This is a genomic window from Neoluteolibacter marinus (assembly GCF_014904755.1).
Lineage (GTDB): Bacteria > Verrucomicrobiota > Verrucomicrobiia > Verrucomicrobiales > Akkermansiaceae > Haloferula > Haloferula marina.
In genome coordinates this window covers 1-15,773 of record NZ_JACZFQ010000109.1, presented here as the reverse complement: position 1 = coordinate 15,773, position 15,773 = coordinate 1, and the positions used below count along the sequence as shown (strand labels likewise).

General features: G+C 64.8%; 15 protein-coding genes and 1 tRNA gene. 10 read left to right on the top strand and 6 right to left on the bottom strand.

The window, feature by feature from the left end; translation table 11 throughout:
* Positions 1 to 30 precede the first annotated feature (30 nt).
* Positions 31 to 972, top strand: coding sequence for a bifunctional Delta(1)-pyrroline-2-carboxylate/Delta(1)-piperideine-2-carboxylate reductase (gene lhpI, locus IG178_RS21780; protein ID WP_193214703.1), 942 nt, complete (start codon positions 31 to 33; stop codon positions 970 to 972).
* A 7-nt stretch (positions 973 to 979) separates the two neighbouring features.
* Here the strand turns inward: lhpI and IG178_RS21775 are convergent, their stop codons facing one another.
* Complete coding sequence (locus IG178_RS21775) at positions 980 to 2,089, bottom strand: agmatine deiminase family protein (protein WP_226895676.1); 1,110 nt, start codon at positions 2,087 to 2,089, stop codon at positions 980 to 982.
* On the opposite strand from IG178_RS21775, the gene IG178_RS21770 reads away from it, so the two are divergent.
* Positions 2,088 to 2,990, top strand: coding sequence for an ADP-ribosylglycohydrolase family protein (locus tag IG178_RS21770; RefSeq protein ID WP_193214702.1), 903 nt, complete (start codon positions 2,088 to 2,090; stop codon positions 2,988 to 2,990). The two genes, IG178_RS21775 and IG178_RS21770, sit on opposite strands and share 2 nt — an antisense overlap.
* A 44-nt stretch (positions 2,991 to 3,034) precedes the next feature.
* Complete coding sequence (locus IG178_RS21765; protein ID WP_193214701.1) at positions 3,035 to 4,228, top strand: metallophosphoesterase family protein; 1,194 nt, start codon at positions 3,035 to 3,037, stop codon at positions 4,226 to 4,228.
* A 15-nt stretch (positions 4,229 to 4,243) separates the two neighbouring features.
* Here IG178_RS21765 and IG178_RS21760 read toward each other — a convergent pair whose 3' ends face one another.
* The 4 genes from IG178_RS21760 to IG178_RS21745 form a co-directional block, all read right to left on the bottom strand.
* A complete protein-coding gene (locus IG178_RS21760) occupies positions 4,244 to 6,142 on the bottom strand; it encodes a hypothetical protein (protein WP_193214700.1) in 1,899 nt (632 codons plus the stop codon).
* A 74-nt stretch (positions 6,143 to 6,216) separates the two neighbouring features.
* Positions 6,217 to 7,230 (bottom strand): lipoprotein N-acyltransferase Lnb domain-containing protein, encoded by a 1,014-nt coding sequence (locus IG178_RS21755; RefSeq protein WP_193214699.1) that lies wholly within the window; start codon positions 7,228 to 7,230, stop codon positions 6,217 to 6,219.
* Positions 7,227 to 8,180 carry a DMT family transporter gene (locus IG178_RS21750; protein WP_193214698.1) on the bottom strand — a complete coding sequence of 318 codons (954 nt, stop codon included), beginning with the start codon at positions 8,178 to 8,180 and terminating at the stop codon, positions 7,227 to 7,229. The genes IG178_RS21755 and IG178_RS21750 overlap by 4 nt, the downstream gene beginning before the upstream one ends.
* Before the next feature lie 7 nt (positions 8,181 to 8,187).
* Positions 8,188 to 8,979, bottom strand: coding sequence for a histidinol-phosphatase HisJ family protein (locus IG178_RS21745; protein WP_193214697.1), 792 nt, complete (start codon positions 8,977 to 8,979; stop codon positions 8,188 to 8,190).
* 82 nt (positions 8,980 to 9,061) lie between these two features.
* On the opposite strand from IG178_RS21745, the gene IG178_RS21740 reads away from it, so the two are divergent.
* The 4 genes from IG178_RS21740 to IG178_RS21725 all read left to right on the top strand — a co-directional run bounded on the left by IG178_RS21740 (position 9,062) and on the right by IG178_RS21725 (position 12,789).
* Positions 9,062 to 10,138: a phosphate acyltransferase gene (locus IG178_RS21740; RefSeq protein ID WP_193214696.1), complete on the top strand. Its 1,077-nt coding sequence runs from the start codon at positions 9,062 to 9,064 to the stop codon at positions 10,136 to 10,138.
* Between the two features lie 154 nt (positions 10,139 to 10,292).
* Positions 10,293 to 12,026: a sulfite reductase subunit alpha gene (locus IG178_RS21735; RefSeq protein ID WP_193214695.1), complete on the top strand. Its 1,734-nt coding sequence runs from the start codon at positions 10,293 to 10,295 to the stop codon at positions 12,024 to 12,026.
* A gap of 79 nt (positions 12,027 to 12,105) precedes the next feature.
* Positions 12,106 to 12,180, top strand: a tRNA-Thr gene (locus IG178_RS21730).
* Positions 12,181 to 12,354: 174 nt separating this feature from the next.
* Positions 12,355 to 12,789, top strand: coding sequence for a hypothetical protein (locus IG178_RS21725; RefSeq protein WP_193214694.1), 435 nt, complete (start codon positions 12,355 to 12,357; stop codon positions 12,787 to 12,789).
* Positions 12,790 to 13,322: 533 nt separating this feature from the next.
* On the opposite strand, the gene IG178_RS21720 is transcribed toward IG178_RS21725, so the two are convergent.
* Positions 13,323 to 13,730, bottom strand: coding sequence for a DMP19 family protein (locus IG178_RS21720; RefSeq protein WP_193214693.1), 408 nt, complete (start codon positions 13,728 to 13,730; stop codon positions 13,323 to 13,325).
* Positions 13,731 to 13,753: 23 nt separating this feature from the next.
* On the opposite strand from IG178_RS21720, the gene IG178_RS21715 reads away from it, so the two are divergent.
* From IG178_RS21715 to IG178_RS25700, 3 genes are all read left to right on the top strand, one after another.
* Positions 13,754 to 13,948 (top strand): hypothetical protein, encoded by a 195-nt coding sequence (locus IG178_RS21715; protein WP_193214692.1) that lies wholly within the window; start codon positions 13,754 to 13,756, stop codon positions 13,946 to 13,948.
* Between the two features lie 22 nt (positions 13,949 to 13,970).
* Complete coding sequence (locus IG178_RS21710; protein ID WP_226895674.1) at positions 13,971 to 14,831, top strand: IS110 family RNA-guided transposase; 861 nt, start codon at positions 13,971 to 13,973, stop codon at positions 14,829 to 14,831.
* A gap of 87 nt (positions 14,832 to 14,918) precedes the next feature.
* Positions 14,919 to 15,182, top strand: coding sequence for a hypothetical protein (locus tag IG178_RS25700; protein ID WP_226895673.1), 264 nt, complete (start codon positions 14,919 to 14,921; stop codon positions 15,180 to 15,182).
* Positions 15,183 to 15,773: the final 591 nt, after the last annotated feature.

The following is a 15,773-nucleotide window of genomic DNA, read 5'->3' as shown; positions in this document are numbered from 1 at the left end:
TGACGGCGGGCCACAACGTCGGCGACCGCCATGAAGATTCTCTCCGCCGATGACGTCGATGCCGCGCTGCGATTCCCCGACTTCGTGGACGCCCTCGAGGAAAGTTTCGCCGGCGGATTCACCATGCCGCCGCGGCAGGTGCTGGCGCTCGATCCGGGCGGGGGTGGTCACGATGCCTTTGCGATGCTGCCGTCGTGGACCGAAGACGTGATCGCGCTGAAAGCATTCACCTATTTTCCGGAGAACCCGCCGCCGTATCGCTCCCTTTATTCGAAGATCCTGCTGTTCGACCGTGTCCACGGGGAGCCGCTGGCGCTGGTCGATGGCAGCAGCGTCACCTACTGGCGGACGGCCGGGGTTTCGGCGCTGGCGTCGCGCCACCTGTCGCGCGAGGACTCGGCGACACTGCTCCTGTTGGGAACGGGGAACCTCGCGCCCCACTTGATCCGGGCCCATGCCAGTGTCCGTCCCCTGGAGCGGGTGCGGGTGTGGGGCCGGGACCCGGCCAAGGCCGCGGCGGTCGTGGCCGGCGTGAAATCAGGTTTTCCGGCGATCGAATTCGAGGTGGTTGCCGACTTGCCGGCGGCCTGCCGGACGGCGGACATCGTGGTCGGGGCCACCGGCAGCCCGGAGATCCTGATCCGCGGCGAGTGGCTGCAGGAAGGCACCCATTGCGACTTCCTGGGCAACCACCACGCCACCAAGCGCGAATGCGACACGCTGGCCGTGACCCGATCGCGGGTCTTCGTCGATACCCGGGCCAACTGTTTCAAGGAGGCCGGCGAGATCCTCGTGCCGGTCGCCGAGGGCCACTTCTCGCTGGATCAGGTCCAGGGGGAATTAGCGGATCTCTGCGCGGGACGAGTGACCGGCCGTGGTTCTGCGGGGGAACTCACCTTGTTCAAGTCGGTCGGTTGTGCCCTCGGCGACCTCTGCGGCGCCTTGGTGACCTACCGGGCTTCGCTCGGGTGAACCGAACTCAGGCCGGCTGCTGCTGGGAGATGCAGTGGAGCGTGCCGCCTTCCTCGACGAGGTCGAGGCAGTCGATGCCGGTGACCTGGCGGCCGGGGAAGAGCTCGCGGAGCAGGCCGAGGGCGCGGTCGTCGTTGCGGGCCTGGCGGAAGGTGGGGACGAGCAAGCCGTCGTTGACGATGAGGAAGTTGACGTAGGATGCCGGCAGGACCGGCAAGCGCCAGCCGGGAACCTCGCAGGCCTCGGGCAGGGAGATTTCGACCACCTCGAAGGGCCGGCCGTCGGGGCGCGTGAAGTTCCTGAGGTGGGCGAGGTTGTCGGCCAGCACGGCGCGGTTCGGCGAGCTGGCGCCGGGCTCGGTGCAGGCGACGATGGTCGAGTCGTCGACAAAGCGGGCGAGGTCGTCGATGTGACCGTCGGTGTCGTCGCCCTCGATGCCTTGCTTGAGCCACAGGATGTCGCGGACGCCGAGGGTATCGCGGAGCTTTTGCTCGATGTCCCCGCGGCTGAGCTGTGGATTGCGGTTGGGGTTCAGCAGGACCGCTTCGGTCGTGAGCAGCTGGCCGAGACCGTTGATTTCAATGGCACCGCCTTCGAGGATCATGCCTCCTTCGAAGCGCTGCAGTCCGAGGGCACCGGCGATCTGGCCGGGGATGGAGTCGTCAAGGTCGTAGGGGGGGAACTTGCCGCCCCAGGCGTTGAAACCCCAGTCGCTGACGGCGATCTCGCCGCGTTCGCGGTGCTTGAGGAAGATCGGGCCGTGATCGCGGCACCAGACGTCGTTGTGGGGGTGGTCGTAGAGTTCGACCCGCTCCGGCACGGCCTTGGCGCGGTTGCATAGGGAGGCGATCGCGGCGTGATCCGCGGCGGGGGCGTTGATGCGGACCTTCTCGTGGCGGCTGATCGCGGCGGCAATCTCGGCGAATTTGCCGCGGATGAGCGTGTTCTTGGCGCCGCCCCAATGGCGTTCGTCGTCTACCGGCCAGGAAAGCCAGACGGCTTCCTGGGGGGACCATTCCGGGGGCATTGCGAATCCAAGGGCGGCGGGCGTCATGTGGCGGGAGAAAAGCAGCATCCCCCTTGGCGCGGAAGCGGGAATGTGCAGCTTGAACGGCATGACGCGCGAAGAACGGGAGAAACTTTCGCGAACGGTGCTGGAGGGTCTGTCGGTGGGGGACGCATTCGGCGAGATGTATGCCTACGGCCACGACGAGGTGCGCCGACGGGTCGAACTGGGGGTCCCGCACGGCCCCTGGTGGTGGACCGACGACACCGCGATGGCGCTGGGGATCCATGAGTGTCTGGTGCGTGCCGGCGGGATCGATGAGGCGATGCTGGGGTGGATTTTCGCGCGCAATTTCAAACGCGAACCGGATCGCGGCTACGGCAGGATGGCCCGCAACGTCCTCCAACAGATCGGCGCCGGCGTGCCATGGGAAGACGCCTCGCGGTCGGCGTTCGGCGGCGGCTCGCTGGGGAATGGCGCCGCGATGCGGGTCGGCCCGGTCGGGGCCTGGTTCGCGGAGGATCCGGCCCGGGTCGTGGTCGAGGCGACGAAATCGGCGAAGGTGACCCATTGGCACCCCGAAGGCGTGGCCGGCGCGGTGGCGGTGGCGATCGCGGTGAGTGCTGCCTGGCGGACCCGGGATTTGCCGACCGGCGAGGCGCGCGTGTTGATCGAACGGGAAATTCTCGGCCACACCCCGCCCGGCGAGGTCCGGGACGGTATGGAAGCGGCGTTGGCGCTGGATCCCGGACTGGCTCCTGCCGATGCCGGCCGCTTGTTGGGCAATGGCTCCCAGATCACGGCGCCCGATACCGTGCCCTACGTGATCTGGTCGGCCCTGCGGCGTCTGGACGACTTTGCCGATGCGCTGATCGATACGGTGGAAGCAGGCGGGGACTGCGACACCAATGCCGCGATGGTGGGAGCGCTGCTGGTGGCCCGGCTTGGAGAAGGGGCGATTCCAGCGGAATGGCGAAGTGCCCGGGAAGCGCTGGATTTTGGGAAAATGTGATTTTTGTGCAGGAAGCTGCGCTCTTCCTGATGTATCAGGTCGTCATGAAACGCAGGGGATTCATGGGTCAGATCGCGGGCAGTGCCGTCTTGGGGGCGGCGGGCGTGGCGGCCGGACAGGAAAATCAGGAAGCCGGGGCGCTGGTGACGACACCCGCGGTGGTGATGGCTCCGCGACCCGACGGGGTGGAAGTGGTCTGGGCGGTGTCGCGGCTGTCGCGGGGTCGGGTCGAGTGGAAGGGGGACGACGGCAGCACCGGGACCGCTGCTGCGGATCGCTTTGGCTTCGTGCCCCAGGGGGACGAGATCCTGCGCGTTCGCCTGGAAGGACTGGCGCCCGGTGCCGGCTACCAGGTACGGGCGATCACCGAAGCGGCGGACGGCAAGTCGCGGCATGAGGGGCCCTGGAAGAAATTTCGCACCCTGGATCCGGCGGGTTCCGCGACGAATTTCGTGATTTGGAACGACACCCATCAGAACGAGGAGACGATCCGGAAGCTTCACCAACTGACTCCGGGTGGCGACTTCCTGCTGTGGAACGGCGATACCTGCAACGACTGGCATCAGGAGGACTGGCTGGTGCCAACGCTGCTGAATCCGGCGGGGCAGGACGTCAGCGAGGGGCGGCCGATGCTGCTCGTGTGGGGGAACCACGATGTCCGCGGCAAGTGGGCCTACCGGGTTCCCGAAATGGTCGCGACTCCTGCGGGGCGGCCGTTCTACGCCTTCCGCAGCGGTCCGGTGGCGGTCATTTGCCTGCACACCGGGGAGGACAAGCCGGACGATCATCCCAGCTTCGGCGGACGGGTCGCTTTCGAGGGACTGCGCCGCGAGCAGGCGGCATGGATGAAGGAAGTAATTGCCCGGCCGGAGTTCCGCGATGCACCGTACCGGGTCGTTTTCTGCCACATCCCGTTGCGCTGGACCAAGGAGCGGAAGCTTGAAACAGCGGACTACGGCAATGGCAACTACGACGCCTTCAGCCGCGCCAGCCGCGACGCCTGGCACGACGTGCTGGTCGCCTGGAAGACCCAGGTCGTCATTTCAGGACATACCCACCAGCCGGCCTGGATTCCGGCGACGGATGACTTTCCCTACGCCCAATTGGTGGGTGGCGGGCCGCAACCGGAGCGGGCGACGTGGATCGAGGGCAAGGCCGGTGCGACCTCGCTGGAGTTGGTGATGAAGCGCCTCGACGGGGAGATCGCCGAGCGGATTGAATTCAAGCCGCTCGGCTGAGACGACCGGTGGTTCCTAGGGTTCCATGCGGGCGCGGTAGAACATCCGCGTCTCTTCCGGCGCTTCATCCACCGGCGTCACGACCGGTGCGGGGACATCGAAGGTGCTGACGAAGGCACGCGTGGTCCAGCTCGAGAAGTCGGCCGAGGATTCGATGATGTACGGGGCGAATCGCAGCGGGGTCAGCGTGACCGACCGGCTGGCCAGATCGAAGGAGAAGCCGGCCGGTCCGGAGGCCGGATCGGTGGGATCGGTGCCGAGGTAGCGCTCGGTCCGGTTGTCGAGGCCGTCACCATCGGGGTCGGAGTCCGGATGCCGGTCGGAGCCGGGCGCGCCGACCGTGAAGTCGCCGAAATAGGTGTAGATCCAGGTATTGGGCAATCCATCCGCTGGATAGGAGTCGCGCTGGAAGCCGGTGATGTCGAAGCGGTAGAAGGCGGACTGGTTCACCCCGTCGGAGAGGGTGAAGAGGGCCCGGAAGTAGTAGTTGCCGTCGGCAATCTGCTCGGGCGTGAGGGTGGTGGTGTCGGAATAGTTTCCCGGCGACGTGAAGATCAGCGAGTTGCCTGACAAGGTGAACTGGTCTCCCGAGATCAGGTTCACGGTCAGCGGCGATCCCTGCAGGTCGTCGCCGGTCACGGTGATCCGGTCCACCCCGGGCCCTTGCGGGTCGGTGTTGAGGGGCTTGGGATTGCCGCTGGTGGCAATCACCGCACGCAGTGTCCGGTTCATGGAGAACGGGGGAGTGTCCAGGGGATACCCGAACTGGATGCGATCCACGTCATAGTCGCGGACCGCAGCGCCCCGGCCGTCGCCATGGCTGGTGTAATACATGGTGGCGTCTTCCAGCAGAGGTTCGGGTTCGTTGGAGTCGGTGCTGGAATGGGCGAGGCCGAGGGCGTGGCCGATTTCGTGGGTGAGGACTTCCGCGAAAACCTCGGGATCCGCCATGCTGGCGGAGCGATGGTTGAGGATCACGTAGCCTTGGGTCAGCGTGACGAAGGGCTGTCCGTCGATGGTGCCGGCGCTCCCCGGAGTGCCGATGTAGTCGGGTCCGGTGATGGTCGAGCCGCCGTTGCCGAGGGTGCTGGTGGAGGCGATGGCATTGTAGCTGTCGTGCAACTGGATGCGGATCTTGCCGTCGGGAGTGTCGATGTTCTTCGGGGAGGTGCCGAACGAGGTGGTCCCTTCGATCTTGAATTTGAGCGACGAGACGCCCGACCAGGCGTCGAGCGCGGATTGGACGATGGCGAGGGCCGCGCTGGTGTCGGTGCCGGCCGGGAGCTTGGACGGGTCGATGTCGACGAGGCAGGAAATGGCCGTGCCGCTGTCACAGGTGGGATGGCGGTAGGGGACACCCGAGGCCTCGAAGTATCCGGTGGGCGTGACGCGCGAGGACGGGATCCCGGAATTGTCTCCCACGCTGTCCCGAGTGGCACGGGGTGTCGCGGGGATGGAGCCGCGGGCACCTCCTTTGAAGAAGTCCCGGCGCGATTTCTTCTGTCCGGCCGTACCGGGATTCGACTTGGTCTGGAACGGCAGCGGTTCCCAGGAACCGTCGGGCCGCGATCTCAATTGGAGAATGTAGTCGCCGCCGGTTTGCAGCTGCAGGGAAAGTGATGAAACCTCGCGCTGATGGCCGATGCGGCCACCAGGGGTGGAGAATTCCAGGGTGGCCGGCGCGGAGCCCTTGAGACTCTCGTTGAGGGACAACGAGTGCCGTGTCCAGATCCGGCCGTCGTCGCCCCGGAAAACCGTGCTGGAAAGAGCCCGGTAGTCGCCGATGGCATCGGCAAGTTGATAGATTTCGGCGGCGTCGTGACGGGCACAGCAACCGGCCTTGAGAGCCGCCGGTGACATCACGAGGAGGCCACCGAGGACGAACGATGGGTGGATGTAAGGGTGGGTGAACATCAGCACCCTTATATCCAACGAATTAGTTCATTAAATCAAATTGTCGGCATTTGCAGAAATTGCAGGATGCTTCCTCAAAATCCCGGCACGCCTTCGCGGATCCCTTCCGAAAAATCCGGTTCGTCGTGAGCCAGGCGGGCCCTTTCATCAACGTGGCCTCGCGCCTTCAGTTCCGCGAGCGGCAGGTACTTCACCGCGAACAGACCGTGCTCCTCGAACATCTCGTCGAGCTTGCCGTTGAGGAGCAGGCGGATGTCCGGGATGGTCTTTTTCCGGGTGTGGATCTGCGAGCGGATCGCGGTGGTGCAATTGGCGGTGAGAACGTTGTAAAAGCGCGGCTTGCGGGCAAGTTCCTGGATCTGCTGGACATATTCCAGCAGCCGCTCGCGGGCCTGGTCCGGCGGGGTGCTGAGGCGGAACAGGTAGGCGTCCTCGCCGTCGCGGATGTTGGTGCGGACCCGCACGAAGTCCTTCTCGTCGCCGACGAGGTAGCACAGTTCGTAGAGTTTGTAGAGGCCGCCGAGGGTGGTGTAGACCTCGCCCTTTTCGCGGCGGGTTTCGATCGAGAACGCGATGTGGCCCTCGTCGCCGAAATCGAAGCTGAAGATCGGGTGGGCGATCAGTTCGGAGCCCCAGTAGTTGAGGAAGAAATCGATGCCGCGGAGCTTCGAGAGGTGCACGGTGCGGGTCTCCCATCGTTCGGTCACGGTGCCGTCGAGGGCGTAGTCGAAGTTGCGGTAGTTGCTGAAGGTCACGGCGTCGCCATCGATGGTGGCGCCGGCGGTGCGGGCGTATTCCGGGGACCAGTCGCGGTCGTTGGAGGGCTTCTTGAAGGACCACGGCACGATGGCCACGGCCATGCCGGCGGCGTAGGAGAGCCAGCGGTCGCGCTTGGACCGGGCGCGGAACACGAGGAAGGCCAGCAAGGCCAGCCAGGCGACCGCCAGGGCGAGGTTGCCCTTGCCGGGGAAGGGCGCGTCGTAGTGGATCGCGCCGAAGGTCCACAGCACGGGAATCAGCATCACCAGGCGCAGGAGATTGCGGCCGATGCCGCGGACGATCTTCCGGGCCTTCGATGACGGACTCACGGGATCGGGGCGATCGCCGGCGGGTGAGGGGGGCGTTTCCATTGCATCAGGACGTTGGCCGCGAGAATCAGCGAGCCTCCCGTGATCAGTGAAAGGGTCAAGGATTCGTTTTGATAGCTTTCGCCAACCCAGCTGCCTAACCATGCAGGCAGGAACATCACGAACACTGCGGTGAAGACCGGCTCGGTGGTGTAGATCAAGCCGGCCTCGGTGGCCGATACCCGCGGCTGCCAGGTATTCATCAGGCTGAAGGCGGCGACCGAACAGAGCAGGGCCAGCGCCAGCACCAGGGAGGCGGTGGGCCACGACGCGGCGGCGGCGACCAGGGCGGAGGGCTGCGGGGCGAGCAGCAGGGCCACGGGGAAAAACAGCAGGCTGATGAAACCGCACATCAGGAAGGTGACCACCAGGCCCCGGTTCGCCCGATGTTTCGGGGTTTCGAGGGTGAGGATCTGGAAGGTGAAGACGAAGGCCGCGGCCAAGGTCGCGACTTCCCCTTTGCCCATCCGCAACGCGTCCGGCCGGACACCGGACAGCACGGCCCCGCCGACAACGACCAGCGCGGTGGCGAGGAGCGTGCGCGGGGACGGGGCGCGGCGGGTTTTCAGGCAGGCGATCAGGGGCAGGATCACGCAGTAGGCCTGGGTCAGGAAGGCGGAGGTCGAAGCCTCGGTGAACGCCAGGCCCCAGGCTTGCAAGGCCATCCCGAGCCCGCCCCACAGCGCCAGCCACGCCGCCTGGACCGCCTCGCCGCGGGTCGGCCGGAAGCGGAACAGGAAGGGCGCCATCAACAGGCAGGCGACACCGAAGCGGGCCATCTGCAGCCAGGCCGCGAAGAAGGCCTTCGACATCCCGGGCAGACGCGCCGACTGCTCGAGGTCGAGCGCCTTGACGATGGGGAAACTCAGTCCCCAGAAGGCACACGCGAGGACCAGGAAAACGACGGGCATGGTCCGGCTAGAGTTCCTCGTGGCGCCGCCGGCGCTTTTCGAAGAGGAGGGTCTCGCGATAGCCGGCGGACTTTGCCCAGCCGATCGCCTGCTCGAAATCCCGGGCAACCTCGGCCGGGGCGTGGGCATCAGAGGAAATTACCAGGGGAATGCCCGCGGCGCAGGCGAGGCCGAGGAATTGGGGGTGGGGATAGGCTTCGGCGCAGGGCTTGTGCCAGCCGGCGGTGTTCAGCTCGATGGCGCAGCCGGACCCGGCGATCGCCGCGACGGCCGGTTCGTAGAACCGCGCGAGGTCGCCGCCGGGACGGTGGGAGAACTTCTTCACCAGGTCGGCGTGTCCGAGGATGTCGAACAGACGGCTGCGGGCCATCTCGGCGTAGGTTTTCCAGTAGTGGCTCCAGACCGCCTCGACGTCGGACTCCGCCCAGCGGCCGAGCCACTTCGGGTTGTCGAAATCCCAGTCGCCGAGGTAGTGGACGGAACCGATCAGGTAATCCCAGTCGTAGCGGCCGGAAAGATCCTCGATCCACGGTTCGCAGCCGGGCAGCCAGTCGCATTCGAGCCCGGCCCGAACCGGAAGATCACCGGCGGCTTCGCGGGCCCGCGCGATCCACTCGTAGTAGTCGGGCAGCTGCGCCTCCTCCATCCGCCAGTCGTCGAAGGGTTCCGGGCGGGCGGGGGCGTGGTCGGAGATGCCGTACTCGCTGAGGCCGGCGGCTTTCGCGGCGGCGATGTAGGCCTCGGGCTCGCCCGTGGCGTGGCGGCAGAGGGGGGTGTGGGTGTGGTAGTCGGCCGGCACGAAACGGGCGGGGATTCGGGTTGCTTGCTTTTCGTTAGGGATACTAGAGTGCTGCCCGCAAGCAAGCCTGCCGGGATTTCCGATGACCCAATCCAATTCCAGCCCTGCCGAACAGGGCAATCCGTTCACCGATTACCTGATTGCCAAGCTCCGCAGTCACCCGAAGCGCATCGTTTTCACCGAGGGCGAGGACCTGCGGGTGCTGCGCGCCGCACGCCGCCTGGTCGTCGCCGAAGCCGCGGTGCCGGTGCTGCTCGGCAACCGGGACAAGATCCGCGCGATGGCCGCGGACAACGACATCAGCCTGCAATTCATCAACGTCATCGAGCCGGCAAAGGCGTCGGACCTCGGCTTGTTCTGCCAGCGCTACGTCAAGACCGAGCGCTACCGCAAGGTCAACGTCGCCTCGCCCGCCGACGTCATGTCGCGGCCGCACTTCTTCGGCGCGATGATGGTGCAGTACGGCCACGCCGATGCGCTGGTCGGCGGCAACACCACGCTGCCCGCATCCTTGTTCCGGGCGCTCATCCACGTCATCCAGCCGATGCCCGGCGTGCCGAAGATGTTCGGCGTGATGGCATTGGTCGCCCCGCACCTGAAGCACTTCGGTGCCAACGGGATGCTGTTCCTCGCCGACTGCGGCCTGATTCCCCAGCCGGACGTCGAGCAACTGGCGTCGATCGCCATCGAGACCGGCAAGATGGCCAAGCATTTCCTGGGTCGCGAGCCGCGGGTCGCCCTGCTCAGCCACTCGACCAAGGGCTCGGCCGGAACCGAAGAGGCCCGCAAGATGGCCGCGGCCACCGCGTTGGCGGTCGATCACGCGCGCCGGGACTTCCTGGAATTCCAGATCAGCGGCGAGATCCAGGCGGACGTGGCGCTGGATCCGGTCGCCGCCGAGGTCAAACTGCCGGACGCCGGGAACCGTGAACCCGCCGATGTGCTGGTGTTCCCGAACCTGGATGCCGCGCACATTTCCCTCAAGCTGCTCCAGCACTGCGCCGGAGCCGTCAACTACGGCCAGATCCTCGCCGGACTGGCCCGGCCCTGTGCCCAGGTCCCGCGCACCGCGACCGAGGAGACCATCTTCGGTACGGCCGCCGCGGTCGGGGTGGAGGCGATCAAGTATCACTTGCTCTATCCCGACGGCGAGGTTTGACCCGCGGAGCGCTTCTCCCGGCCATGAGCGCGCTTCACCGCCGCCTTCAATCGATCGCATCGCGCCGGGAGCCCGGTGGCATGAAACGCGCTTGAACCGGTCCGCGCCCGGCATCATGTTCCGCCCCCCGGCCACGGGGGCCTTTCCTGCATCAATGTCCTCCTTCATCAACATCCCCGACGACGCGCCCTTCACTCCAGACCAACGGGTCTGGCTGGGTCAGTTCCTTTCCAATCTCCTCGCCGGAGCCGCCGGCGCGGCCGCCGCACCGGCCGGCCCGGCCGTGCCGGTCACCATCCTGTGGGGTTCCCAGACGGGCAACGGCGAAGGCCTGGCGAAGAAGCTGGTGAAGACCCTCAAGAAGGGGAATTTCGAGCCGGAGTCCTTCGACATGGCGGTCTACGACAAGGAGCGGCTGCCGAAGGAAAAGAACCTGCTGGTGATCACCTCGACCTACGGTGACGGCGAGCCCCCGGACAATGCGGCGGACCTCCACGGCTGGCTGCTCGGCGATTCCGCGCCGAAGCTGGATGGCGTGCAGTTCTCGGTGCTCGCCCTCGGCGACACCAACTACCCGGACTTCTGCAAGTGCGGGATCGAGTTCGACACCCGGCTCGAGCAGCTCGGGGCGACCCGGTTTTTCCCCCGCGTCGACAGCGACGTGGACTACGACGACCCGTTCAAGCAGTGGTCGGAGGGGATCCTCGGAATCCTCGCTCCCGCCGGATCGGTGGCCACCAACGGCGCCGTGGTGGAGCAGACCGACACCGGCTTCTCGAAGAAGAACCCCTTCCCGTCGGCGATCCTCAAGAACTACAACCTCAACGGTCCCGGCGACAAGCAGACCCACCACGTCGAGCTGTCGCTGGCCGATTCCGGCCTCGAATACGAGGTGGGCGACGCCCTCGGGGTCTATCCGCAGAATCCGCCGCAGGTGGTCGACGAGATCCTGGCCAATCTGCCGTTCAAGACCGACGTCGATGTTCCGCGTCCGGACGGCGGCGAGTGTTCGCTGCGCGAGGCCCTGATTTGCCACTACGACATCGGCAACCTCAACAAGTCGATCATCCAGAAATGGCAGGCCCGGAGCGGCTCGCCGTTCCTGAGGTCCTTGGTCGAAGCCGATGACAAGAAGGCCTGGGACGACTACTGCTGGGGCCGCGACCTGATCGACCTGGTGGTCGATCATCCCGCCGACTTCACCGACGCCGAGGACTTCGTCGAGATTCTCAAGAAGCTGCAGCCGCGGCTGTATTCGATCGCCTCCAGCCCGAAGGCGCATCCGGGCGAGGTCCACCTCTGCGTCGGCATCGTCCGCTACAACACCTACGGCCGCAAGCGCGGTGGGATCTGTTCAACCTTCCTTTCCGATCGCTCCGAGGGCTTGAAGCCCGGGGTCTTCGTCCACTCGAACAAGGCCTTCCGTCCGCCGGAAAACGGCGACACCCCGGTGATCATGTGCGGTCCGGGGACCGGCATCGCGCCGTTCCGCGCCTTCCTCGAAGACCGCAAGGCCACCGGTGCGAAGGGCGCCAACTGGCTGTTCTTCGGTAATCCCTACCGCGCCACCGACTTCCTCTACGAGGACGAGCTGACCGCCTTCCAGGAAGACGGGACCTTGCAACGCCTCGATCTGGCCTGGTCGCGGGACCAGAAGGAAAAGGTCTACGTCCAGAATCTGATGATCAAGGAGGGCGCCGAGATCTGGAAGTGGTTCCAGGAAGGGGCCGCCTTCTACGTCTGCGGCGACGCTTCGCGGATGGCCAAGGACGTCGACGCCGCCCTGCACACGATCGCCGAACAACACGGGGGACTCAGCCCGGAGGAAGCGGCTGCCTTCATCAGCCAGCTCAAGAAGGACAAGCGCTACCAGCGCGACGTCTATTGATGGATGCGGGGACCGCGGGAAATCCGCTTGCCGGAATTCGCGGTCTCTGTTTCAGTCCCGCCCGTCCCGCGGAACAGATGCCGCTGTAGCTCAGGGGTAGAGCAGCTCATTCGTAATGAGCAGGTCGTCGGTTCAAATCCGACCAGCGGCTCCAGGGAACCTTGATTTTTGGAGGTTTGTGGGTGGCGGGATTGGTTCCGCGAGGTCCATTGAGGTTCGATGCACTCCTGAAGTGCAGGCCTTTTGCCAATGGTGACGGCCGGCGGAGCGATGGTGATGCTGAAGTGCGACGGGATCCTTGGGGGACCAGCATCGCTCCAGCTACCGCATGGGCACCATCGAACCGATTTTCGCCAACCTGCGCCACACCAAACTCCTCGCGCTCGGCGTCGATCCGGCCGAAGCGCACATGGCGAGCCGCAGCCGGAAAGGATTGCCGGCGGCACAGGAGGCAGCAAGGCCGGCCATCTCCGCTGCGCTCCAATTCTGGAGGATGAGCCTGAACAGCCTGGTGCATCGGGCGTTGACCGACGCGTGGCTGCACAGCCAGGGGGTTCCCGATCTTGTGAAACAGTGGGTCGTCATTCGCTTCCCGACGGGCCTCAAGGCTCAACCGGGATGGCATGACGAACTGGAACCGCCCGGTGCGGATCCGCATGCCGGGTGGTGTGAGGGGGACGGTTGGAGCCCGTCACCTACCCTATTCGCTGTTGGTTTGTCCCCTCAACGCTTGAAGGAATTCAGCGGCGTCACGCATCCGTAAGGTCACCTTCCGGCGACCTCCATCGTTACTCCGAAACTCCACCTCCGTCACTCTACCCTTAGGCGTCACGCTGGCGATGTCTGAAAGCGGGACGAGATGCTCCAAATCGTAGGTTCCGGCAAACGCGGTGAAAGGGAAGAATGTCGTGATCGCGAGATGGGTTCTGGTCACGATTACTGTGAGGCAGTTCGAGGCGCCACCCAGACGCGTCATCCAGGATTTGTCGGATGATCCCGACGCAAACCGCTCAGAAAACACCACATTAGTATCGCCCACCTTGGGGAGAACTAGACCTCTGCGCTTCCGCCTCCAAAGCATCAATGCGACCGCGACAACGTTCCAGATCAACGCGAGCGCGAAAAGCAGGAAAAAGTTATCGAAGACGAGTTTGTGCAGCGCATCCATCTAGAGATTCTTCTTCAGCGAACGTCGTGTGTGTCGAACCTGTGGTAGAGCCTGAATTCACCACTGGAGCAGACCAGCCCGCGGGGTTGCCTACCAAGGCTTGACCTGCCCTTTCTTCGTTCATCGAGCTAGCCAAGTTGAGCTAGTAGCTTCTTTGCCGCGTCGGAAGTCTGCTCGTCGGCCTTCAACAACTCCACTTCATCGGGATTCCTTCGGACATGATCAAGACATAGAACCTGTAGGTCTTCATCGATCTTGTAGTATGCAGAATCCAATTCATTGAGCTCGGAAGAATGCTCACTTCCGATGGCAAATGCCTCCTTCTGATCTGGGCGTCGTCCATGAACAGATTCGTAGAGCGAGACTGCCTTCTCAATTACCTGCAGCTTCTCCGTCGATCCGATCGACTTCAAAGCATCCCGAAAGAGGTAGAGGTCATCGATCTCACCATTGCTGGTAATCGCTTCGATGCCGTTCCATGCGATCTGGGTCTCGCAGTCCTCAATGTGGGCTGCCTTGCTCAAGAAGTGGCTCATTTTTTGGCAAGATTCTATGGCTGATGTCCGGGTTGGAACAGCCTCTTCAATTCGAAAGCGTGGGTGGTGTTGCCGCCGTTCCGTTTCTCGCGGGCTATTCCGGTGAGGAGCAGAATCGGAGCGAAGCGGAGATGGCCGGCGAAGAAATTCCGCGTGTTGCCGGCAACCGCATGTTCAGCGCACTCCGGCCGGGAGGACCCGGCGTGGTGCAGGGATGAACCAAGAACCGACGACAACACCATGAAAACAACCTACTTCATCGGCCTCGATGCCCACAAGGATTCTATCGCCATCGCCCACGCCCTCGGCGGCAGCCGCGCCCAGGCCGTCTACCACGGCACCTGCGGAGGTTCCATCACCGCCATCGAGGCAGCCCTGCGAAAGCTCGCCAAAAAGCTCGGCGTCGCCTTCCGCGACCTCAAGGTCTGCTACGAGGCCGGACCCACCGGCTTCGTCATCGCCCGCCGCCTCGTCCGGCTCGGGCTCGATTGCGTGGTCATGGCTCCCACCAAGACCACCCGCAAACCCAACGAGAAGGTCAAGACCGACAAGCGCGACGCCATCAAGATCGCCCGCGAGTTCCGCAACGGCGACATCGTCGAGGTCCGCGTCCCGCCCTCCGCCGACCAGGCCATCCGCGACGTCGCCCGCGCCCGCACCGATGCCTCCGACGACCTCACCCGCGCCAAGCAACGCCTCAAATCCTTCCTCCTCTGCAACGGCCACCGCTACAGCGGCAGCGCCACCTGGAGTGGCCCCCACATGAACTACCTCAGGGGACTTTCCCTGGCCGATCCCGCCCAGCAGGTCGTCCTCGAGGAATACCTGCTCGCCATCGAGCACTGCCGCCTCCGCCTCGACCGCCTGGTTCAAAAGATGATCGAACTCCTCGCCGCCTGGGAATGGAAGCCCGTCATCGACGCCCTCATGGCCTTCAAAGGCTTCAAGGAAGTCGCCGCCATGACCATCGTCGCCGAGCTCGGCGACCTGCGCCGCTTCACCAACCCCCGCTCGCTCATGTCCTTCCTCGGCCTCGTCCCCGGCGAACACAGCTCCGGAACCAAGCGCCACCAGGGGGCCATCACCAAGTGCGGGAATTGATTCAGACCGTCGATTCCTCCGGTCTTCACCCTGCGGGCTCCGCATCGCTCCGTCCATGAAGCTGCGCTTCATTGCCACGCCCGCTGGATGCTCGTCGAAAGCGCCCAACACTACCGCCGCCCGCCGCGGGTCAGCCCCGTCCTCAGCCAGCGCCAGCAAGGCCAGCCCGCCGAAGTGCGCGAGCTCGCCTGGCGCGCCCAGCACCGGCTGCACCACCGCTACAAGCGCCTCAAGGCGCGCCAGCTCAACGAGAACAAGGCCATCATCGCCATGGCACGCGAACTGGGGGCCTTCATCTGGGAGCTCCAGAACAAGACCAGGATCCCGATGCCGCCGCTCCCCGCCGCCTGAACGCACCGGCACCGCGTGCTCCCGATTTTTGAAAGCCCCGGACAAGTCCGCGGGGGGCGTTTCAAAAACCAAGATCCCGCTGACAAGGCGGCCAACAAACCGCGGACAGAGAACCAGCAATCACACACCCCCGATCCCGGAAGAGAGACGGAAAGCCGCAGGCGGCAGCCAGCCCTTGATGACGTTCGGAGTTAAATACGGCAAACGCCGTAGGAGCACTCGCTGCAAGAGAAAGGCCCTGGCGACCGGTGAAGACGAAAACCTGTGGTACCCAGCCCACGAATCTCAGCAAACCAGTCTGCGCGAAATGCATCACCACGCGAAGGCTTTCCGTCTCCCTCCCCGGATCCACAAAACACGAACCTGCGGACCCACGTCATGCAACAATCGACCTGCGCCCACTTGACAAACCATCAGCCATATCAACGTCAGAAGTGGAGGCACCGCCGCCCCATGTGCCGAATCAAACTCCGAGCTGACCGGCGGTTGCCCTCCCACGCCTTGTGTATGCCCATCATGGGCGGGAACCAAAGGGGGTTCAAGTCCCCCGTGTGATGAAACGATGAAAGAAGAAAGCACTACCAGAAGCCA